This window comes from Brevefilum fermentans (assembly GCF_900184705.1).
Classification (GTDB): domain Bacteria; phylum Chloroflexota; class Anaerolineae; order Anaerolineales; family Anaerolineaceae; genus Brevifilum; species Brevifilum fermentans.
This window is the reverse complement of the sequence record NZ_LT859958.1, coordinates 447562-469271: the sequence shown is the minus strand read 5'-3', so window position 1 is coordinate 469271 and position 21710 is coordinate 447562. Positions and strand designations below refer to the sequence as shown.

The window sequence follows — 21710 nt, the reverse complement described above, 5'->3', positions numbered from 1 at the left end:
TTAATTTATATTTGTGGGCTTTATCCGTTATAATCTCTTTACAGAGATTTTTTTGTATTACTCATAAAAGGTTTTAGAGGGATTATTTTATGACAAATCACACCAACAACGCTGTCGAGCCGATCGAAAAACAACTCTGGAAGGCTGCCGATAAACTGCGGAAAAACATCGACGCGGCTGAATACAAACATGTGGTTTTGGGCTTGATTTTCTTGCGCTACATTTCAGAGGCTTTCGAGTCTTTATACGCCCGGTTGAAAACCGGCAGCGGCGAATACGAAGGCGCCGACCCCGAAGACCGGGACGAATACCGCGCGGAAAACGTGTTCTTTGTGCCCCCCACCGCCCGCTGGTCCTATTTGCAAGCCCGCGCCAGGCAGTCCGAAATTGGAAAAGATATCGACGATGCCATGGACGCCATCGAAGCAGAGAACTCCTCGCTGAAAGGCGTTTTGCCCAAGGTGTACGCCCAGGGCAACCTGGACCCCACCAACCTGGGCAGCCTGATTGACCTGATGAGCAATATCGCCCTGGGTGAAGCCCAGCAGCGCAGCGCAGACCTGCTGGGGCATGTGTTTGAATACTTCCTGGGCGAATTTGCCCTGCAGGAGGGGAAAAAGGGCGGGCAGTTCTACACCCCCCGACCCGTGGTGCGGCTGCTGGTGGAGATGCTGGAACCCTTTGAAGGCCGTGTTTTTGACCCGTGCTGCGGGTCAGGCGGGATGTTTGTGCAATCGGAAGCCTTCGTCCTTAGCCACCAGGGCAGACTGAACCAGATTTCAATCTACGGACAGGAGAGCAACCTGACCACCTGGCGCCTGGCGAAAATGAACCTCGCCATCCGCGGCATTGATTCTTCGCAGATTTTGTGGAATAACGAGGGCTCGTTCCTCAATGACGCCCACAAAGACCTGAAAGCCGATTATGTGATGGCAAACCCGCCCTTCAACGACAGCGACTGGAGTGGTGACCTGCTGCGAAAAGACGGCCGCTGGCAATACGGCACACCGCCCGAGGGCAACGCCAACTTTGCCTGGATTCAGCACTTTGTGTACCACCTCAGCCCGCGCGGGCAGGCTGGCTTTGTGCTGGCAAAGGGCGCGCTCACCTCGCAAACCTCGGGCGAGGGCGAGATCCGCCGGGCGCTGATTGAAGCCCGCCTGGTAGATTGCATCGTCAACCTGCCGGCAAAGCTGTTCCTGAACACCCAGATCCCGGCCTCGCTGTGGTTTTTAAGCCGCGACAAAGCCAACGGCCGGTATCGCAACCGGCGGGATGAAATCCTGTTCATCGATGCCCGCGAGCTGGGCTATATGCTCAACCGGCGCACGCGCAGCTTTTCAGAAGATGACATTCAAAAGATCGCCAGCACCTACCACAACTGGCGCAATATGGACGGCGCCTATGCAGACGTGCCCGGCTTTTGCAAATCAGCAACCCTGGCAGAGGTACAGGAAAAAGGCTATGTGCTCACCCCCGGGCGCTATGTGGGGCTGCCCGAGGAAGAGGATGATTTTGATTTTGAAGAACGATTTACCGCTCTCAAAGCCGAGTGGGAAGCGCAGCTTGAAGAGGAAAGCCGATTGAACGCGCTGATTGTAGAAAATTTGTCAAGGATAATATCGGATGACTGAATCGGAGACGGTAACTTTAGGACATTTAGTGGATTCTGGCTTTTGTGTACTGAAAAACAACTTAAGAGAGCCATTATCGAAAATGCAGAGATCACAAATGAAAGAAGGTCCTCTATATCCTTATTATGGTGCTGCAAATGCAATTGATGAAATTAATGATTACAAATTTGAAGGATTTCATTTACTTGTTGCAGAAGATGGCACTGTTACTTCAAATGGCATAGCACCAATGCTCCAGTTGGTTGATGGGAAGTTTTGGGTAAGTAATCATGCCCATGTGTTGCAATGTGCATCGAAATGGCAAACTAGACTACTTTATTATTTGCTTTGCAATGTAGATATAAACCCATATATTACCGGTGCTGTTCAGCCTAAGCTGAATAAAAAAAATCTCCTTTCAATATTAATTAGGCTTCCAAGCTCTAATATCGAACAGCGCGCCATCGCCGGGATTCTCTCCGCCCTCGATGACAAAATTGACCTGCTGCACCGCCAGAACGAGACCCTGGAAGCCCTGGCACAAACCCTCTTCCGTCAGTGGTTCATCGAAGAAGCCGAGGATGATTGGAAGGAGGTAGCACTTGGCGATATTGTAAAAGTATCAATTGGTAGAACACCGCCTCGAAAAGAAAAACATTGGTTTTCTACTGACCGAAACGATGTGAAATGGATTTCAATTAAAGACATGGGAGATTCGGGGGTTTTCATCTTTAACACAAATGAATATCTTAAAAGGGAAGCTATTTTAAATTTTAATATCCCAATTATTCCCAAGAATACGGTGATTTTAAGCTTTAAAATGACTGTTGGAAGAGTTGGCATAACAACGGAAGAAATGGTATCCAATGAAGCAATTGCCCATTTCACATTTGAAGAAAACACACCGATTTGCAAAGAATACTTATATTTTTTTCTTAAGGATTTTCGATATGAATTATTAGGCAGTACGTCTTCGATTGTAACATCGATAAATTCAAAAATTATTAGGGATATGAATATATTAGTTCCACCCAATAAAGTCATGTTAGATTTTCAAGAATCAGTTGGCTGCTTCTTTGCAAAGATTAAACATAACCAAACACAAATTGAAACTCTTAAAGAACTGAGAGATACACTTTTGCCAAAATTAATGAGTGGAGAAGTGCGGGTGCGATTATGAGCAAAATCTCCGAATCTGCCATTGAAGACCTCGCCATCCAGCGCCTGGGCGAGCTGGGTTATACTTACCTTTCCGGGCCTGAGGTTGCCCCCGATGGCAAAACCCCGCTGCGCACCAGCTATGAGGACGTGCTGCTTTTAGATCAGGTCAAAGCGGCAGTTGACCGGCTCAACCCGCACATTCCCCCTGAGGCGCGCGCCGAGGCGCTGCGGCAGGTTCAACGGCTGCACGCACCGGCGCTGATCACCAACAACGAGACCTTTCACCGCCTGCTCACCGAAGGGGTCAACATCACCTACCAGCAGGCCGGCTACCCGCGCGGCGATTATGCCCGGCTGGTTGATTTTGCCCGCCCCGAAAACAACGAGTTTTGCGCCGTTAACCAGTTCACGGTCGTGGAAAACGGCGTCAACAAACGCCCTGATATCGTCCTGTTTGTCAACGGGCTGCCCCTGGTGGTGATCGAGCTGAAAAACCCGGCGCTGGAAGGCGCCACCGTCAAATCGGCTTTCCAGCAGATTCAAACCTATAAGGCAGCCATCCCATCGTTGTTTCACTATAACGCGCTCATCGTCATCTCCGACGGGCTGGAGTCGAAAATGGGTTCCCTTTCGGCGGAGTTCGGGCGCTTTATGGCATGGAAAACCGCCGACGGCATCGATGAAGCCTCACCCCTGGTGAGCCAGTTAGAAATTCTGATCCGGGGGCTGCTGAACAAGCACACCCTGCTGGACCTGGTGCGGCATTTCACCGTCTTTGAAAAAACCAGCCGGGTTGACCTGGCAACGAATATCACCACGGTTGAAACGGTGAAAAAGATCGCCGGCTATCACCAGTATTATGCCGTCAATAAGGCGGTTGAATCCGTCATCCGGGCGTCAGGCCACCGCTCGAAATCCGGGCTGGTGAGGGAATCGCCGGCGAAATACGGCCTGCCCACGGTGGATGATCAGCCCGAGGGCGATCAAAAGGGCGGGGTCATGTGGCATACCCAGGGCAGCGGCAAGTCGCTTTCCATGGTGTTTTTTACCGGCAAAATTGTGTTAGCCCTCGACAACCCCACCGTGCTGGTGATCACCGACCGCAACGACCTGGACGACCAGCTCTTTGATACCTTTGCCGCCTCGACCCAGTTGCTGCGGCAGGATCCGGTCCAGGCAAGGGATCGGGCACACCTGAAAACATTGCTCAGGGTTGCTTCGGGCGGGGTGGTCTTCACCACCATTCAAAAGTTCTACCCGGATAATGGCAATGATTACGAAGAACTCTCCGACCGCAAGAACATTATCGTGATCGCCGATGAAGCGCACCGCACGCAGTATGGCTTTCATGCCAAAACCATTGACGATCTTGATGCACAGGGCAATCTGATTGGCAAGCGCACCGTGTACGGATTCGCCAAATACATCCGCGATGCCCTGCCCAATGCCACCTTTATTGGCTTTACCGGCACGCCCATCGAGCGCACCGACAGAAACACCCCGGCCGTGTTTGGCAACTATATCGATATTTACGATATTGCCAAAGCCGTTGAAGATGGCGCCACGGTAAAAATCTATTACGAAAGCCGGCTGACAAAAATTGGGTTGAGCGAGGAAGGCAAACGGTTAATTAAAGACCTGGATGAAGAATTAGAGCGGGAAGATCTTTCTGAGACCCAGCAAGCCAAGGTCAAATGGACGCAGCTCGAAGCGCTGGTGGGCAGCAAAAACCGTATCAAAAAGGTGGCTGAAGACATCGTCACCCATTTTGAACAACGACAGGAAGCCTTTGAGGGCAAAGCCATGGTGGTGACCATGTCGCGCCGAATTGCGGCGGATCTGTATGCCGCCATAGAGCGCATCCGGCCCGACTGGCACCATCCCGAGATTAACAAGGGCACCATGAAAGTGGTTATGACAGCCGCATCCTCCGATGGGCCGCAGATGGCGCGGCATCACACCAACAAAAGCCAGCGTCGCGTCCTGGCTGAACGCATGCGGGCGGCGGATGATGAACTTAAACTGGTCATCGTGTGCGACATGTGGCTGACCGGCTTCGACGTGCCTTCACTGCATACCATGTACCTGGATAAGCCCATGAAGGGTCACACGCTGATGCAAGCGATTGCCCGGGTCAACCGGGTGTATAAGGATAAGCCCGGCGGATTAATTGTGGATTATTTAGGCATTGCCGCCGATTTAAAACAGGCGCTTGCCTTTTATTCCGATGGCGGCGGCAAGGGCGATCCGCTTTTGCTGCAGGAACAGGCCCTCTTGCTGATGCAGGAAAAGCTCGAAGTGGTAATGCAGATCTTGAACGGGTTCCATTACCAGGAGTATTTCACAGCGGATACCTCTAAAAAACTGTCGATCATCCTGGCAGCAGAAAACTTCATCCTGGGCATCGAAAACGGAAAGAAACGCTTTCTCGACGAGGTGACCGCCCTGTCAAAAGCCTTTGCGCTGGCTGTCCCGCAAGCAGAAGCGATGGCAGTCAAAGATGTGGTGGCATTTTTCCAGGCGGTTAAAGCCCGGTTGGTCAAGTTTAACCTTACCGGCGCCGGCAAAACCGATGAAGAGATCGAAACCGCCATTCGCCAGGTGATCGATCAAGCCCTTGTTTCTGAGCAGGTCATTGATGTGTTTGATGCCGCGGGGATTAAAAAGCCCGATATTTCCATCCTTTCTGAGGAATTTCTGCTGGAAATTCAGGGCATGGAACATAAGAACCTCGCCCTGGAAACGCTAAAGAAATTATTGAATGATGAAATTAAAGCACGTGCAAAGAAAAACCTGGTTCAAAGCAAAAAATTGATGGAATTATTGGAAAGCTCAATCAAGCGTTACCACAACAAAATTATTACCGCCGCTGAAGTGATCGATGAATTAATTGCCCTGAGCAAGCAAATAAAAAGCATGGACAAGGAACCCCAGGAAATGGGGCTCTCAGATTTTGAATACGCCTTTTACACCGCCGTTGCCAATAACAAAAGCGCCAGAGAATTGATGCAGGTAGATAAATTGAGGGAACTGGCGGTGGTATTAACTGAACGGGTACGAGCGAATGCTTCAATCGATTGGACCATCAAAGAAAGCGTCAGGGCAAAATTACGGGTGATCGTTAAACGCACCCTGCGTCAATACGGGTATCCACCGGATATGGAAAAACTTGCCACCGATACCGTCTTAAAACAAGCCGAGCTGATTGCCGACGAGCTGACCCAACGTTAACCGTGGCAAACCATCCCGTTGAGAACTTTTCGCCCTGTCATCACCCTTGAAAGCCGCTTAAACACCTTATTCTTCGCAGTATTCAGTTTTCCTTGCCGATGAACACATTGCAATGGTGTTTGAAAATCTGAAACAAAAGTTTCCTTTTTAACTTATTTGAAAAGGAAGGTATAATATCTTTACATATATCGATCGATAAGGGTTTGTAAAAATGAATGCTTTAACCACTATTTCCAGCAAATATCAGATCATGATCCCGCGCCAGATGCGCGAACAATTCAACTTACAGCCCGGGCAAAAGGTGATGTTCATCCCCTACAAAAACACCATTCGTTTGGTCATTGTCCCGCCAATTCAAGATGCACGCGGAATTTTCAAGGGCATCAACACCGAGGATTTTCGTGAAGAAATCGATGAGGAACGCTAATGAATCTCGTCGATTCCTCAGGTTGGATTGAATATTTCACTGCAGGCGCTAATGCCGATTTTTTCGCCGAACCCATTCAAGATGTAGAGAACTTATTGGTTCCAACGATTTGCATTTACGAAGTTTTTAAAAGATTGCTGGCTGAACGGGATGAAGATGCCGCTTTGCTCTCGGTAGGGTTGATGTCCTATGGGCGAGAGGCGGAGGTGAATCGCACCATCGCAATCGAGGCAGCCTTAATCTCACGGGAATTGAAACTCGCCATGGCAGACAGCATCATCCTTGCCACTGCCCGCGCTCACAATGCGATTTTATGGACCCAGGATGAACACTTTAAAGCGATCGATGGGGTCCAGTTCATTGCAAAGAAAAAGTCGCGTTGAAAAAATCCTCCTTTATTCTCAAAATCAGTGTAAATCCCGCACTTTTAGCATCCCTAATCATCCCTGGCGATGAACGCATCACATAAAAATGATAAAATTAAACCATAACGACCCTGTTTTTTAGCAAAAAGGAAAAACGATGCGCATCCTGATAGAAAAAGACGGCAAGACAATGGTTGAATCGGCAGACCTGGATGACGTGCGCGCTGCGCTCAAGGACCAGGAAACCCTTCTCTGGGTTGACCTGGACGGCGCTGCCCCCGACGAAAGTCGCCAGGTCTTGACGCAGGTCTTCGACTTTCACCCCCTGTCCGTCGATGATGCTCTGGTAGAAATCCACGTGCCCAAAATCGACGACTGGGGCTCGTACCTGTATACCACCCTGGTCGCAATCCGCCCCGACCGCCCGCTGGATGATATTGATAAATCAATCGAACTGGACGTGTTTGTCGGCGCGAATTACATCGTCACCTGCCACCAGGAGCCGGTAGCGGCAATCGATCTGGTGTGGAACAACCTCCTGCACAACGAAGCCCAGCTGCAACGCGGCAGCAAATTCATCCTTTACCAGCTCATCGATGCGCTGGTGGATGAATACATGCAAATGATCGACTACTTGGATGCGCAAGTCGATGAGATTGAAGACACGGTGATTATTAAACCGGATAAAAAAATGCTGGAGGATATCTTCTCCATCAAGCGTTCTTTGCTCAACCTGCGGCGGATTGTATCACCGCAGCGAGAGGTGCTGAATAAGCTCTCACGCGGCGATTTTGAAATCGTCAGCCAGAAGGAACGCATGTATTTCAGAGACCTTTATGACCATCTTGTGCGAGTGCACGAGATCATCGAAAGCCTGCGCGACATGGTCAGCGGCGCGCTGGATACCTATTTATCCGTGGTCAATAACCAGCTCAGCAACATCATGAAAACGCTGACCATCATCACCACCCTGTTTATGCCGCTGTCATTTCTGACCGGTTTTTTCGGCATGAACTTCTTTTCCGCCAGCGGTCAACTCAACCACCTGACCAGCAGCGTCAGCTTTTTCCTGGCTATGGCGGTGATGGTCTTCCTTCCGATTCTGATGTTTTTGTGGATGCGCCGTCGCGATTGGATGTGAGGCACGTTGTCCTGCGACTAGCTGTTTTTGTGTCCCCCTGTGATCAATCGATGATCGGATGGTGGCGTAAAGCTGTCACCGCTTTATTTCCATCTTAACCGACGCTGTGATTAAGGTACACTTGATGCTGAAGGAGAAACCATGGAACTATCACCTGAAATTCGAAAAGAAATCCTTAAAGCCCAGCGTATTGAGATAACCGAATACCATGTCTATCACAAAATTGCCAAAACGCTCCCGAATGAAGACAATCGCCATATCGTCGAGAAAATTGGCGACGACGAGAAACGGCATTATGAAGTTTGGAAAGGGCACACCAAAAAAGAGGTCAAACCCAGCCGCTTCCAAATTTGGCTGTACACCACCATCAGCCACATTTTTGGCTATACCTTTGGTTTAAAATTGATGGAACTGGGCGAAGAAAAAGCCCAGGTCAACTACGAGAAGATCTCTGAAGAAGTTCCCGATGCGCTTTGGATCCTCAAAGAGGAAAATGATCACGAAAACCAGCTCCTCGGCATGCTGGATGAGGAATCGCTGCTGTATGCCGGCTCGGTCGTGCTGGGCTTGAACGACGCTCTGGTGGAGCTGACCGGTGCGCTGGCAGGGCTGACCTTTGCCTTCCGTGACGTGAAGATCATCGCCCTTTCGGGGTTGATCACCGGCATTGCCGCATCGCTCTCGATGGCTTCCTCCGAGTATCTTTCCACCCGCTCCGAAGAAACCAAAAAAGATCCCGTCCGTGCCGCCATTACCACCGGGATTGCCTACATTATTACCGTGACGTTGTTGATCCTGCCCTATTTGCTGCTGAACAATGAGATCATCAGCCTGGCCATTGCGCTGACAACCTCGGTGTTGATCATCGCCATATTTAACTTCTACTTATCCGTTGCCAAGGATCTTCCCTTTGGGAAACATTTCCTCGAGATGGCGGGATTAAGCCTGGGTGTGGCTGCTTTCAGCTTTGTGATTGGGATACTGATCCGCAACTGGTTTGGGATTGAAGTGTAATCGAAAATCGACCGCCGACTTTCGCATTACACCCCATGCAGTTCAGCAAGCATCTGCAAATTAGAATACGAAAAAAATTGCGCGTGAATACAGGCGCCCGCCAGTGAGACCTGGCGGGTTTTTCACTGCTGCGTGCCAAAAGGTTTTATTCAAACGCGCATGTCAACCGGGTGAACGCCCAAACCCGGTTAACGAACATCAATCCATGCTTATGGTTTATTCCAGGTTGTGTAGCCAATTTTAATCGTGGTTCCCGTCAGCTCATTCACCCGGAAGGCGCCGGGGCGCCCTTCGTTCGTCCTATAACAGACATAGGTGCCCACCAGCGAGCTGGAAAGCGGGATACTGGTTGTGCTTAAGCTGGCGCCAATGCAGTCGGACATCCCGGGTGCAGAACCGCCCCAAACTGCAAAACCGGCTCCATTAATCGGGGTGAGATATCGTTCAGTGGCAGAAACTACCTGGTACCACAAATCCTTTCCAGAGCCGCCATTCAAAAGGCCCTCATCTAAATCTGCTGTATAGGTCTGTTCAATCTCCAACGCGCCGGTGCTGTAGGTTGAGGGCGTTAAGGGCACAGTTGTGTAGGTGGCAGCCGGCGCGGGCGTGGGTGGTGGGTCCCAAACAGGCAAATTGCCTGTGTGTCCGAGCACGATGGCGTAATAACCCCACAACCAGCACGTGCCCTCACCACCAGGGTTTCGGACCACCCAATAGTCGCCGTCGGCGCTGCGCGCCACCACCTCAACCTGAGTTCCTACCAATAACACGCTGACCTGGGCATATACCTCTCCCGGCCCAAGACGGCAGTTCGTAGGTACGCTGACCGATACCATGGGAACAGCATATGTGGCTGTAAAAGTCAGCGTTGGCACCATCGTCTCGGTCGGAATCTCTGTGAAGGTAGCCGTTGGTGTGGGGGGTTCCGCCGTTGCTTCCAGTGTAGGTTGTTCAATCTCCCCGGCAGATACCGTCATCGCCACGATGGTTTCGACGCTTTGCATCACCATCAGCGTCTCGGCAACACTGGTGCTGGCCTGGTCTTCAAAGCTGAGCTGCTCCTGCGTGCCGGAAACGGCGCACCCATTCAAAAACAACAGGCTTATAAGCAACATACTCATCAACAACGATAACTTCCAATTCATAAGCACCTCTTCCTTCGTGAGTTGACGTCAATTTTCGTGATCGGAAACATGCTAATTCACAAACTGCATGGTGATAACCGTGTTGCACATAGTATAGCAGTTTAATTAATTGTTTTCCACCCCATCCTGCCTGTTATTGTGATACTTTTCCAAAACGGAAACACCTGGCTTGAATGGTAAAATCAAACTGTAATTCAAATGATAATCACTGATGATGACAAAGGAGGCCCAATGCGCATCCTGATACAAAAAGATGGGAATCTAATGCCTGAATCGACCGATCTGGATGCCGTCCGGTCGGCACTTGAAGATCCAGAAGTGCTTGTCTGGGTTGATCTTTATCACGATGCCCCTGACAAGAGCCGACAGGTGCTTTCGGAGGTATTTAATTTCCACCCACTCTCGATCGATGACGCCCTGGAGGAAATCCACGTTCCCAAAATCGATGATTGGGGGGATTACCTGTATCTATCCTTGGTGGCTGTCAGGGCAAATCAACCCCTTGACGATATCACAAAATCCATCGAATTGGATGTGTTTCTCGGCTCGAATTTCATCGTCACCTACCACCAGGAAAGTTATCCTGCTGTGGACGTGGTGTGGACCAGGCTCCTGCGCAATGAAAGCCACCAGCAAAACAGTAAATTTATCCTGTACCAGATCATCGATGAACTGGCAAATGAATACATGAAAATGGTCAACCGGCTGGATGCGCGTGTTGTAGAAATTGAAGGCGTGCTCATTCAAAAACCAGATAAAGAATTGCTGGAAGAAGTGTTCTCCATCAAGCGTTCCCTCCTCAATTTGCGCCGGATTGTTGTCCCGCAAAGCGTGGTATTGAACAAACTCTCCCTTGGTGATTTTGAGATTGTCGAGCAAAAAGAGCGCATGTATTTCAGGGATGTGTACGATCATCTCATACGGGTGCACGAAGTCATCGAAATTCTGCGGGAATTCGTCAACAGCGTTCTGGACATCTATTTGTCCGTGGTCAATAACCAGTTGAATAACACCATAAAAATTCTAACCATCATTACTACGCTGGTTATGTTGTTTTCATTCCTCAACGAGTTTTTTGGGATGAATATTTTTACCCACGGAGCGCAAATCAGCCAATGGGTCAGCACGATCAGCGTGGCGTTGTTCTTGATTGTGCTGGCTTTTCTTCTGGTGATTATTCTCTTGCGGATGCGCCGCCGTGACTGGATGTAACCGGTTCGGTATTAATGAATACCAAAATCCAGGCTTGCCTCTCAGCAAAAATTTTTTGCATCACCGTGTTTTCGGAATCCTGTGTTTATCTACGCACAGCCCGGATGCACATAAAACCGGGTTCTCGCAAGAGCTTCTCGTAATCCTCCGGTTGTGCTGCTTTAAATGCCTCCGTCGGCAGGGGCTCCAGCACCCGGTCGATGTTAAAGCCTGCGTCAATTAGCGGGTTGAACACCTCCGTCAGCGAGCGTCGGAAGGTTGGCACTTCCACCGGTGGTCCAAATCCTTTCCAGGTATAGGAGACTTGCTCAACCTGGAAGTAGTTGCTCTTCTCAATGAAATCAAAATACTTCATCACCGGGTGCTCAATGGAAAACACCAGTATTCCGCCCGGCTTTAAAATCCGTTGAAACTCGCTGAAAGTTAAGCCCCAATCGCGCACATAGTCCATAACCAGGGGCGCTATCACCAGGTCAAAGGATTCTGCTTCAAAAAAGTTCAATGGATCCTCGAGGCTGGCTTGAATAACCCGCGCCTCCTCGCCAAGGCGGGCGCGAGCCAGCGCCACCATCTTTGGGTTGACATCCAGAGCAACCACCTGTGCACCCTGTGCAAGCAGGATCTGCGCATAAACACCAGGACCGCAGCCTGCGTCTAACACCCGCCAGCCGCGCACCTCCGGCAATAGCGAAAGCGTCGCTGGTCGCTCATAATAGGCATTATGTGCTTTGGTTTCAACCAGGGCTGCATAAGCTTCTGCAAACTGGTTGTAAGCGGCTTGTGCAATCGGTTCTTTTTTAGGGTTTAAAGGATCATTCATCCGTTATCAGCTCAGTCCAAATTTTTAGGGGGTCATCGTTGCTCTCGCCTGAGGTAAATTATCGGGACAAGTTATGGCGCATTCCTTGAATGGTTTTTTTATCGTTGCTGCCCGTTCATTCACCTGATCTGAAATAAATTGTACCCAATCAGTGTCATCAATAATCACCCTGATAAGCCGCATGAATAGCTCTTTGTAAACAAACCCTCTAAGCAGAAACGCTGTGCTGATATTCACACAACCCTGCGAATATATCTTATAGCAGCCGAAAAGTGATAAAATGGCATCTTAGATTCAAACGTGAAGTTCAAAGCGACTTTTAAAGAACACGGAGAAACAAAATGCGCAAATTTCACCGCAACGTGTGGGCGGTCAGCCTGACCAGTTTTTTCATGGATATTTCCAGCGAAATGGTGATCAACATCATTCCGCTGTTCCTCTTCAACGTCCTGGGCGTGCGTACCAATATCATCGGCATTATTGAAGGCGTGGCTGAAGCCACAGCCAGCGTGCTGAAGGTGTTCTCAGGGTGGCTTTCAGACAAACTGCGCGCTCGAAAATGGCTGGCAGTCATCGGGTACGGGCTTTCAACGCTTTCAAAACCCTTCTTTTATTTTGCTAAAAGCTGGGGGATGGTGGCTGGCGTACGCTGGGCAGATCGCGTCGGAAAAGGTGTGCGCACCGCGCCGCGTGACGCATTGGTTGCAGACTCAATCAAACCCGAGCAGCGCGGTCTGGCTTTTGGTTTTCATCGGGCTGCAGACACCGGCGGTGCTATGGTCGGTTTGTTGATCGCTGCCCTGGTGGTCTGGCTGGCGCAGTCGACCAACTTACAGCTGGGAGAAAATACCTTTCGCACCGTTGTGCTGATCAGCCTGGTGCCGGCATTGTTCGCAGTGATCAGCCTGGCGGTCATTGCCAAAGATGTCAAGGTTCAGGATGCATCCGCTGCTACGAAAATCTCTTTCAAGCGTCTGGGCAAGCCTTTTCTGGTCTTCATGCTGATTGTGGGCCTTTTCGATTTAGGAAACTCTTCGGATGCTTTTCTGGTGCTGCGGGCACAGGAGCGGGGTGTGAGCGTGCTGGGCATCCTGCTCATGCTGGCAGCTTTCAACCTGATCTATGCCCTGGTTTCCACCCCTGCCGGCAACCTTTCGGACCATATTGACCGACGCCTGGTGATCATCGGCGGATGGCTGTTATACGGACTGATTTATCTGGGGTTTGCTCTGGCCAGGCAGCCCTGGCATGTGTGGACGCTTTATTGTGCTTATGGTTTATATTATGGGTTGACCTACGGTACAGCCAAAGCCATGGTCGCCGATCTGGTCGCTCCCGAGCTGCGCGGCACGGCATACGGCACGTATAACGCTGTCCTTGGCATGCTTGACCTGCCAGCTTCGTTAATCGCCGGGGTGTTGTGGCAGGGCGTCGGTCGCTGGGCAGGTTTCGGACCCTCTGCACCCTTCTTGTTTGGGGGTGGGCTGGCGGTTTTAGCTGCCATCGGCATGGCGATCTGGCGTCCTCAAACCTTGCCGGGATCCACAGAGTAAACAAGGATTGCAAATGAACTTCACAACCATCCTCAAAGATCACTTAAAACGCTACCCGTTAATGCAAGCCCAGGATGGGTATAAACTCATCCACCAGGCAGCTTGCGGTCCGGCCCACGCAGTCACCCATCGCGAGGCTGCCCGTGAATGGCTGAAAAATGAGCTCGAAACCCTGTCTGACCCCTGGCCGGAAGCGCTTATCGACCCGATCAGCCCGGATGGAGATTTGGTGCGGGTCCACCTGGCGCCCTTCAAAGCCGAGGGCGGTGACCCTGAACCACTTTTAGATGCCTTTATTCGCACCAGTCAGGAGGTTATTCCAGATTTTCAACTGCTGGAAGAATATTTACATACCTCCCTGCCATTCGTTCCAGGACTGGAAGAATTGATGTCAACGTTGAAGCCACAGGGCTATCCCGCCCTGCACCACTCCGACGCATACCGCACCGCTTACCGACCGGCTTACCGCGTTGTTCTGAAAAAATACTTGTTATCACACCCTGAAGCTGATAATTAATCTTTACCGGGCATGGTTCGGTATTGTTTATCCGCTCTGATATGTTTATATAAAAATCCCTGCGGTTCTGGCAGGGATTTTTTAATGATGATTGTGCTTTCTGTTGTTGGATTAGCCTTTTGCTAAGCGCGCATTCATGTCGGCGATCGACCGGATAGAAAGCCTCTCTTTGCCTTTAATATAGGTTTCCAGCAAATCTTCCAGCGGGTCAGACCATTCTTCTGGCACTTCCCGCATGACACCCAGAACATTTCCAACCAGGCCGGCATTGCAGTCCACATCGTACCCGGCTTTTGCCAGCAGAGCCATCGTTTCAGTAAAATCACCGTCCCCATACCACAGCGCCAACAGGTCAGCAGCCAGGTTGGGATATGCATGAATCCAGTTGTACTGTTCAAAGTGCTTGTCCAAAACCGCCCAGGCTTTTTCGGGATCGGAATTATTACTGAGCACATCAAAACAGAAGGCTAATTTGGCAGCATATTCACTTTTTGCAGGGATATACCTTGCACCCTCGACCACAATTTCACGAGGATTGTCCATCACAAAAGCTAAGGATGTTATCACAGCGGCATACATCCCCCCATAAACACCATTGCGTGCATGCGAAATGACAGAATCAATATGAGCCAATCGGGCTGCTTCCATGGGGTCGGCTGGTGCTAACATGCCGCACACCATTGTTCGCATTTGAGCGCCAATCCAATCACAATAAGGGTTTAAAAAGCTGCCCGAATCCGGTGGGTAGATACCCAAATTCAAATTGCGAAGTGCAACGCCCTCAGCAGATACACCATACGGAAGTTTTTGAACCCACTCGTCTCCTAAAACGTCCGAGGTGATACCTTTACCCATTCTTTCGTACACATCCAGCAACAATAATTCGTAAACCACATCATCATTCGTGGTTTCCGGGGGGATCAGATATCCCCTCACATCGCCATAAACTTTCTGGATGAGTTCGCCGGTATATCCTTCAATGGCTGTTCCAAACGAGCCTCCGGCGATCTGACCAATCCAACCCTGGTAAATGCGTTCTGGAATGTCGTCTCTCCAGCCTGATAGTGGCTGATATCCTGAAGCAGCAGGCAACGCCTCTCTTACATCATCCCAGGAAGAAGGATGTTCGTAACTATGATATGGGTGGCCAGGAATTTTTGGCGCTTCGCAGAGTGCCTTCATCACCCGAGCAGAAACGACACGTAACTCTTCCATGCGGTCTTCTGCCTCCAGCTGAATTCCCAAAGGCAGGAGTTCTTCCGCTTCACTGACGTCATAGCCCTGATTTCCCCAGTCCTGCACCATACCGACAAAAAAACGGTCAACTGCGAGGGAACCAGGTACTTTAATATTCCAGTTCCAGCGCAGAAGGCCGTCCCCACAAGGATATTCTTGCACATGATCCCATTGTGCAGGAACAACCCGACGGTCTACCGGCAGGGCAGTCTGGCGGAATTCTTTTTCTAATTGCCATGCTTTTTTAACCATTTACGCACTCCTTTTCAATTGGTTTGTTTATTAAATTGATCAGTCAAACAGTCAACTCAAACGGGGCATACTGTCTAATTTCTGGCAGATCCTATCGGCAATCCCAGAAAAATCGATGCTGTTAACGCGCTCAATTAATTCGATGTCTTCAGCTGGTATTTGATGAGCGCCATTCAGTGCTCCACAAATAGCACCGGTCATTGCCGAAATTGTATCAGTATCGCCGCCAAGATTGGCAGTAAACTGCAACGACTCTCGCAACTGTCCCTGGTAAAAAAGTGCTGTTGCCAGGCTGGTGGGAACTGAGTCGATGGTTTGTATGGAAGTCCCCAGCGACTTATGCAAGAGCTCCTGCCTGGCTTCCACATCTTTGTGTTGATTAAATAATGAAATAATTAAGTCCAAACGTTTATCAATATGCGGGTAACCCAGATCGCGTCCGAAGTCTCTCCCCGCGGTCGCTGCCTTTCTAACCCAGGTGAGCATTTCATTTAGGTCACTTCCCACATGCACCCCGTATGAAACTGCCGCTGCAATCGCTGCCGCACCAGAGATAGCGATCGCTGTGTTGTGGGTAGGTAAACATGCCAAATGTACCTTTGCCATGAATGTATCAAATTCCCTCAAATCAAAGAAGATGCCAATCGGTGCGATGCGCATTGCACCGCCATTGGTCTCGCCAAACAAACCGATTTGCTCTAATGCCATACCCTGCTGAAAAAGTTCGACAGCTTTGATCGTGCTGGGGCCGATCAGTTCGGCGCTTTCGGGATTGTTTTCAACCCAGTTCATCAAACGGCTGAGAAAATGCTCGGGGATGATATCGCCTTCTTCAATCAACTGCTGGCAAAGAATCAGGCTGATGTGCGTGTCATCTGTGACTGCACCTTTTTTAAGGCTGCTTGTAATCAGGTTTCCTGTCTGACCGGGTAATAAACGGTCAACTTTTCCTACAGCTTCAAAAACTCGTTTTCGAGGCCACATTTCGACAGGCATACCGAGGCTGTCTCCGTAAGCCAGGCCGACAAGCGTGTCGTAGATATGCCTCATAAAACTCCATATTTAAAAGGAAAACGTAGAATGACGGCCCCGATGAAAATGAGCAGAATAAGCACCAATAGCACCTTATCCACACGACTGAAGCTTAAATCTTTCATCATGGTCATCTGTGAAGTCGCCCCATAGCCTCTATTGGTCATCGCAATCGCCAGGTTGTTTGCCATCAGAATAGAGTTGGTGATTAACGGCACCATGATAGGTACAAAACTTAACAGTTGCCCAAAGACGCCTTTTTGGTTTACCGTTGCGCCACGCGACTTCTGTGCCTGGAAAATCAGATCTTTCTTATGGTTCATGGTTGGGATGAAACTGATCGCAGTCGTTATCAGGATTGAAAGCCAGTAAGGCGCTTTCATTTCACTCATCAACAACAAAATGTCATCGATTGCTGTAGATGAGATAAAAATATACGTCACTGAAATCATCAACATAATCCGCAGCAGGAAATTAATCCCTAGGATTAACCCACCTGAAGTAGCAGGCATCTTTTCATTGGGTAACAAATAGAAAAGAATCTGCTCAGTATAGCGTTCGGGCAGACCATAGGGTTTTGTAAACAAAGTAAAAAGCAGAATAATAATAAAAACCGGTAACATGGGCTTTAACATCGACCAAAACCCAGCCAATGGCAATTGTCCCCAAAGCATCACGACAATTAAAAACGCCATAAGCACGAAATTGTAAGCCGGATTATTAAAGAAGAAGGCTAACACCACCATTGTTACGAAGAACAAAACCTTCAAACGAATATCGAGTGAACTAATTCTTGATGTTGTCATGCGCGTTTTCCATTGGTAAGGTTAATGATGCTCTCAGCCAGCTGGCTTCTGTCGAGGTACACGGGTATGCCCAATTCCTTACAGAGCCTCACTGTTTGCGTTGTGGTCACACTTGCCTGTCGGAGAATTTCAGTTTCCGCCAACACTTCTTCCGGACTTCCTTCCATAAGGATTTCGCCATCGTTCATCAGGATGACATGATTGGCATAGCGACTGACAACATCCATATCGTGTGTGATCATGATGATGGTCGTGCCTTGCTCGTTGAGCGTTTTCATCATTTCCATCATCACCTGGATGCCTTTCCAATCCTGTCCCGTTGTGGGTTCATCCACCACCAGAATTTTTGGTTTCAACGCCAGAATAGATGCTACGGCAAGTTTCTGCCGTTCACCCTTGCCCATAGAAAAAGGGTGGATGTTTTTAAATTCTTTAAGGTTGGTAAATTCCAAAACTTCTTCAATGCGTTGATCGATTTCGTCCTGGGGTAATTTTGCGAGTTTGAGCCCAAAAAGGACTTCATTGTAAACCGTGGTCGAAAAGATTTGATGGTCAGGATTCTGGAAAACATAACCGATGATATATGCCAGCTCTTCCGGCTTTTTGCCGGTGACATCTTTGCCATCAATAATAATTTTCCCTGAAATGGGGGTGAGCAAACCGTTTAATTGTTTCGCCAACGTCGTTTTTCCGGCGCCGTTCTGCCCAATGATCGCTACAAAATCGCCTTGTTGGATTTCAAGATTCATTTGATCAATGATCAAATTATCTTTTCCATAGCCAAATGTCAGGTCTTCAACCTTGATTAATGTGTTTGAGTTTCTGGGTTCGCGTTTCGGTGGAAGCGGGACCGGTTGATTCTTAATCAAACCACGAATCAATCTCGCAGCATCTTCCACTGTCAGGGGGATTTCCTCCCTGGCGATCAATCCAGCTTCCATTAACTGCCAGCCAATGGCTGAAACCGTGATGGGTTTGATGCCATTTTGGGTCACCAAATCCATATCCCTGAAGAAGTCCTGCGGCTTGCCTTCCCAGGTTAATTTTCCATTTTGCATGATGAGCAAGTGTTCAGCTTTCTCGCAAATATCTTCACTGGAATGTTCAACGACAAGCATGGTAATATCTGAATTCTTGCGCAAATCATCTATCGTTTCATAGATTTCCTCACGCCCAAGCGGATCCAGTTCGGAGGTGGGTTCATCTAGTAGTAGAATTTGAGGATTGAGCGCCAGGATGGAAGCAACGGTTAAGCGCTGTTTTTCCCCTCCAGAAAGTGAAGTTGCCTCTCGCTTCTCAAAGCCCTGTAACCGGACTCGCTTGAGCGAATCCTTCACCCTTTGAATGATTTCTTCACGCGGTACCAGGTAATTGCGAGGACCGAACATCACATCTTCTTCAACGGTTCGACCGAGAATCTGCGACTCAGCATCCTGCATCACCAGACCAACGTATTCTGTGATGGTCTGCACCCGATATGGCTGGATAGACTGTCCTTCCAGCTTAACGTCTCCGGTCTGGGTACCTTCCATCATTTTTGGAATGACGCCATTCAGGCTCATTAACAAAGTTGATTTACCAGCACCAGTCTCACCCATAAGTACAGTAAACGTACCTTTCCCAATATTGCAGCTAACGTTCTGCAAAGAGGCTTTGTGAGCATCCGGGTAATGATAGGTTAGGTCTGTAACCTGAATGGCGTCCATATAATCGTCCTGTTTACTTGAGCAATGTGCTGTTACGCAGCGCGTAATAAGCAATGGCCGCAATAACCAGGTTAACCGCGGACGCGACCAGCAGCGGCACAATCATCGATACATACAATGCCTTGCCGCCAATAGGAAGCAGCAAAACGCCCAGGGCAAAGCTGTTCAGCAGTGAACAAACAATAACGCCCGCGATAAGACCAATGATGCCCTTGCGCCCGAGGATGTAGAATACCCAGGCAATTAAAGCCATGCCAACCGCGATACCGATATGAATCGGAATGGTGAGCGGAAACCCTACGACGGCACCAGAAATCAGGTGACCGATGGCGATGACAATGCCACCAATCAGGGGTCCAAAGGCAACTGCCGAAAAATAGCCTGGGGCTGAATCCAAGCCAATTGAACCAATCGGGCTTGGAATTTTGATAAACGCGCCAACAACACTCAGCGCGATGAAAATGGCCATAATCGCAATTTGCTTAGTGGTCCATTTCCCTTTCTTGTAGTCTGCTTTTTTATCCTCTAATTTCATAATTATTCTCCTTTGGTATGTGTTAAAATCCATTCTCCGAGTTGCTTTGCATTGGGACTGCTGCGCGCGCCTATACCCAGGCACGTATAAGCTGCGCTGGCATTCGCCGTGCGAAGCGCTTCGTCCAATGGTTGATTCCATTGTAAATGAGCGACCATAAAAGTGCCAATGAATGAATCGCCAGCACCTGTTGTATCAACAGGGTCAATTTTCACTGCTGGAACTGCTATCACCCGGTCATCTGAGTCAATGGCAATGACCCCTTTTGCGCCCAGAGTGACAATGATGGTTCCTCTAAAATATTTGCGTAATTCCGGTAGCACTTGCTGAGGATCTTCAGAGCCAAACAGATCTTTAAGCCCTTCACGCGAAGGGGCAAATATGTCAATCTGAGAGAGTGCCTCCAGAAGATCGGCTTTTTGGATGCCAAAGGCAGCATAGGTGCCAAAGCCAGTCTGCATGTTAAAAACGGTTGTTTTCCCGAGTGATTTTGCAAATTCAAGCGCGAAAAACGGTGCTTCATTAGGAAAACAATCTGTAAAGAAGGTGTCACACCTTTCAATCAATTCCCGATCGACATCTTCGGTGCTCAGCGTTCCGAAGGCATCTCCAAAATTAAGTAGAATGAATTTTTGTCCATCTTTATCCAGCACTACATTGGTATGCAAAGATATTCCTTCAGGCTTTATTCTCATTCCCGCGATATCAACACCTTCATCCTCCAGACTGGTTAATATATCTTTCCCTATGGAGTCATCTCCGAGCTTGGCAATGTAGGAGGCTTCAGCGCCGAGCCGCGCGGTTTGTACGATAACGTTGGTACCGCTACCTCCTGGCAGATAACTCACTTTAGAAATAACGCCAAAGCTGTCGGCAACAGGCAGTTGATCCACCTCCATGAGTACATCCATTGCCACTGTCCCTAAACCAAGGATTTTCATAATCTCTCCTCTTTTATTTTGCTCTTAACGTGATGGTATGACGGTATCGATCAGCCCGTAAATAAATGATGCTGTATTCAATCGGTCGATTCTTTTTATCAAAGGCTGTACGTTCTATCATCAGCAACGGATCGCCTTTGCGGATGGAAAGTTGCTTTGCCTGGCTTGCGTTGGCACTGATTGCGCTGTATGTATCTTCTGTGGTGGCGATTTTTATCATGAAGTCTTTTTCCAGTGCTTCATAAAGTGAATCGCGGGTATGAATAACCTCTAAAGCATTGGTTTGCAACAACTCGGCAGGCAGATAAGAGATATTGACAGAGATGGGTGTGTTATCCGCTGTGCGCAGTCGCGAAATTTTGATCAGATCCCCCTGGTATTCCAACGCCTTTTGTATATCAGGGGTCGCTTTTTCTTTTGTAATCTCCAAAATATTCGTGCCGGGCTTCACGCCTTGATTTAGCATGAGTTGTGTAAAGCTCATCAATTCTTCAGGCATTGTCATCAATCGGCTTGGCATAACTTTGGTACCAACTCCTTTGATGATGGTAAGGTAGCCTGCGTTAATCAATTCTGAAATGGCGCGCCGCACTGTGGTACGACTGACTTTGTAAATATCCTGCAGTTCCAGCTCGCTGGGAATGAACGTGTCACTCGGATACTGACCGGAAACGATTTTCCCCTGAATATCACGAATAATGTGAATGTAGAGCGGTTCGTTTATCATTGACACAACCATTGATTGAAGAATAGCAATCTAGGTCAATTATCAACGAGATGCTGCAGCCTGTCAATCATTTTTTCAAAAAAAGTACCACCTCATAGGGACGTCATGACCTCTCTGCCTCCGTGGAGGGTACAGATTCAAATAACATAAATGTCTCTTATATTTTTTCAAAAAGGGTAAGATACGGATATTTGATCCTATTAATTACCAAATAGCAAGAATCACAATGAGGTTAGTATGGCGTACTTTTTAAAAACCTGTGCTTAATCACATACA

At 48.9% G+C, this 21710-nt stretch carries 19 protein-coding genes; 10 read left to right on the top strand and 9 right to left on the bottom strand.

Going from position 1 to position 21710, the window contains the following annotated elements; all coding sequences use genetic code 11:
• Positions 1-89 precede the first annotated feature (89 nt).
• From CFX1CAM_RS02035 to CFX1CAM_RS02005, 7 genes are all read left to right on the top strand, one after another.
• Positions 90-1634: a class I SAM-dependent DNA methyltransferase gene (locus CFX1CAM_RS02035; RefSeq protein ID WP_087861411.1), complete on the top strand. Its 1545-nt coding sequence runs from the start codon at positions 90-92 to the stop codon at positions 1632-1634.
• Positions 1627-2793 carry a restriction endonuclease subunit S gene (locus CFX1CAM_RS02030; RefSeq protein ID WP_087861410.1) on the top strand — a complete coding sequence of 389 codons (1167 nt, stop codon included), beginning with the start codon at positions 1627-1629 and terminating at the stop codon, positions 2791-2793. Before CFX1CAM_RS02035 ends, CFX1CAM_RS02030 begins: the two co-directional genes overlap by 8 nt.
• Positions 2790-6005, top strand: coding sequence for a type I restriction endonuclease subunit R (locus tag CFX1CAM_RS02025; RefSeq protein ID WP_087861409.1), 3216 nt, complete (start codon positions 2790-2792; stop codon positions 6003-6005). Before CFX1CAM_RS02030 ends, CFX1CAM_RS02025 begins: the two co-directional genes overlap by 4 nt.
• Positions 6006-6216: 211 nt before the next feature.
• Positions 6217-6432, top strand: coding sequence for an AbrB/MazE/SpoVT family DNA-binding domain-containing protein (locus CFX1CAM_RS02020; protein WP_087861408.1), 216 nt, complete (start codon positions 6217-6219; stop codon positions 6430-6432).
• Positions 6432-6815 (top strand): type II toxin-antitoxin system VapC family toxin, encoded by a 384-nt coding sequence (locus CFX1CAM_RS02015; RefSeq protein ID WP_087861407.1) that lies wholly within the window; start codon positions 6432-6434, stop codon positions 6813-6815. The genes CFX1CAM_RS02020 and CFX1CAM_RS02015 overlap by 1 nt, the downstream gene beginning before the upstream one ends.
• A 139-nt stretch (positions 6816-6954) precedes the next feature.
• Entirely contained in the window at positions 6955-7938 is a 984-nt protein-coding gene (gene corA, locus CFX1CAM_RS02010) for a magnesium/cobalt transporter CorA (RefSeq protein WP_087861406.1), read from the top strand.
• 141 nt (positions 7939-8079) lie between these two features.
• Positions 8080-8952, top strand: a complete 873-nt coding sequence (locus CFX1CAM_RS02005) for a VIT1/CCC1 transporter family protein (RefSeq protein ID WP_087861405.1) — start codon at positions 8080-8082, stop codon at positions 8950-8952.
• 209 nt (positions 8953-9161) lie between these two features.
• On the opposite strand, the gene CFX1CAM_RS02000 is transcribed toward CFX1CAM_RS02005, so the two are convergent.
• A complete protein-coding gene (locus CFX1CAM_RS02000) occupies positions 9162-10097 on the bottom strand; it encodes a hypothetical protein (RefSeq protein WP_087861404.1) in 936 nt (311 codons plus the stop codon).
• A gap of 231 nt (positions 10098-10328) precedes the next feature.
• Between CFX1CAM_RS02000 and CFX1CAM_RS01995 the strand changes: the two genes are divergently transcribed.
• Positions 10329-11309, top strand: coding sequence for a magnesium transporter CorA family protein (locus CFX1CAM_RS01995; RefSeq protein ID WP_157891644.1), 981 nt, complete (start codon positions 10329-10331; stop codon positions 11307-11309).
• Between the two features lie 85 nt (positions 11310-11394).
• Here CFX1CAM_RS01995 and CFX1CAM_RS01990 read toward each other — a convergent pair whose 3' ends face one another.
• Complete coding sequence (locus CFX1CAM_RS01990) at positions 11395-12129, bottom strand: class I SAM-dependent methyltransferase (protein WP_087861402.1); 735 nt, start codon at positions 12127-12129, stop codon at positions 11395-11397.
• A gap of 341 nt (positions 12130-12470) precedes the next feature.
• On the opposite strand from CFX1CAM_RS01990, the gene CFX1CAM_RS01985 reads away from it, so the two are divergent.
• Positions 12471-13682 carry an MFS transporter gene (locus CFX1CAM_RS01985; RefSeq protein ID WP_087861401.1) on the top strand — a complete coding sequence of 404 codons (1212 nt, stop codon included), beginning with the start codon at positions 12471-12473 and terminating at the stop codon, positions 13680-13682.
• A gap of 13 nt (positions 13683-13695) precedes the next feature.
• Positions 13696-14199, top strand: a complete 504-nt coding sequence (locus tag CFX1CAM_RS01980) for a hypothetical protein (protein ID WP_087861400.1) — start codon at positions 13696-13698, stop codon at positions 14197-14199.
• 111 nt (positions 14200-14310) lie between these two features.
• Here CFX1CAM_RS01980 and CFX1CAM_RS01975 read toward each other — a convergent pair whose 3' ends face one another.
• From CFX1CAM_RS01975 to CFX1CAM_RS01945, 7 genes are read right to left on the bottom strand one after another with little or no spacing between them, the layout of a single operon-like run.
• Positions 14311-15687, bottom strand: coding sequence for an ADP-ribosylglycohydrolase family protein (locus CFX1CAM_RS01975; RefSeq protein WP_087861399.1), 1377 nt, complete (start codon positions 15685-15687; stop codon positions 14311-14313).
• 51 nt (positions 15688-15738) lie between these two features.
• Positions 15739-16737: an ADP-ribosylglycohydrolase family protein gene (locus tag CFX1CAM_RS01970; RefSeq protein WP_087861398.1), complete on the bottom strand. Its 999-nt coding sequence runs from the start codon at positions 16735-16737 to the stop codon at positions 15739-15741.
• Positions 16734-17525, bottom strand: a complete 792-nt coding sequence (locus tag CFX1CAM_RS01965) for an energy-coupling factor transporter transmembrane component T family protein (protein WP_087861397.1) — start codon at positions 17523-17525, stop codon at positions 16734-16736. Before CFX1CAM_RS01965 ends, CFX1CAM_RS01970 begins: the two co-directional genes overlap by 4 nt.
• Complete coding sequence (locus tag CFX1CAM_RS01960; RefSeq protein WP_087861396.1) at positions 17522-19231, bottom strand: ABC transporter ATP-binding protein; 1710 nt, start codon at positions 19229-19231, stop codon at positions 17522-17524. Before CFX1CAM_RS01960 ends, CFX1CAM_RS01965 begins: the two co-directional genes overlap by 4 nt.
• A 13-nt stretch (positions 19232-19244) precedes the next feature.
• Positions 19245-19766 (bottom strand): ECF transporter S component, encoded by a 522-nt coding sequence (locus CFX1CAM_RS01955; RefSeq protein ID WP_087861395.1) that lies wholly within the window; start codon positions 19764-19766, stop codon positions 19245-19247.
• Positions 19767-19768: 2 nt separating this feature from the next.
• Positions 19769-20707: a carbohydrate kinase family protein gene (locus tag CFX1CAM_RS01950; RefSeq protein WP_087861394.1), complete on the bottom strand. Its 939-nt coding sequence runs from the start codon at positions 20705-20707 to the stop codon at positions 19769-19771.
• Positions 20708-20720: 13 nt separating this feature from the next.
• Positions 20721-21434: a GntR family transcriptional regulator gene (locus CFX1CAM_RS01945; protein WP_162287643.1), complete on the bottom strand. Its 714-nt coding sequence runs from the start codon at positions 21432-21434 to the stop codon at positions 20721-20723.
• Positions 21435-21710: the final 276 nt, after the last annotated feature.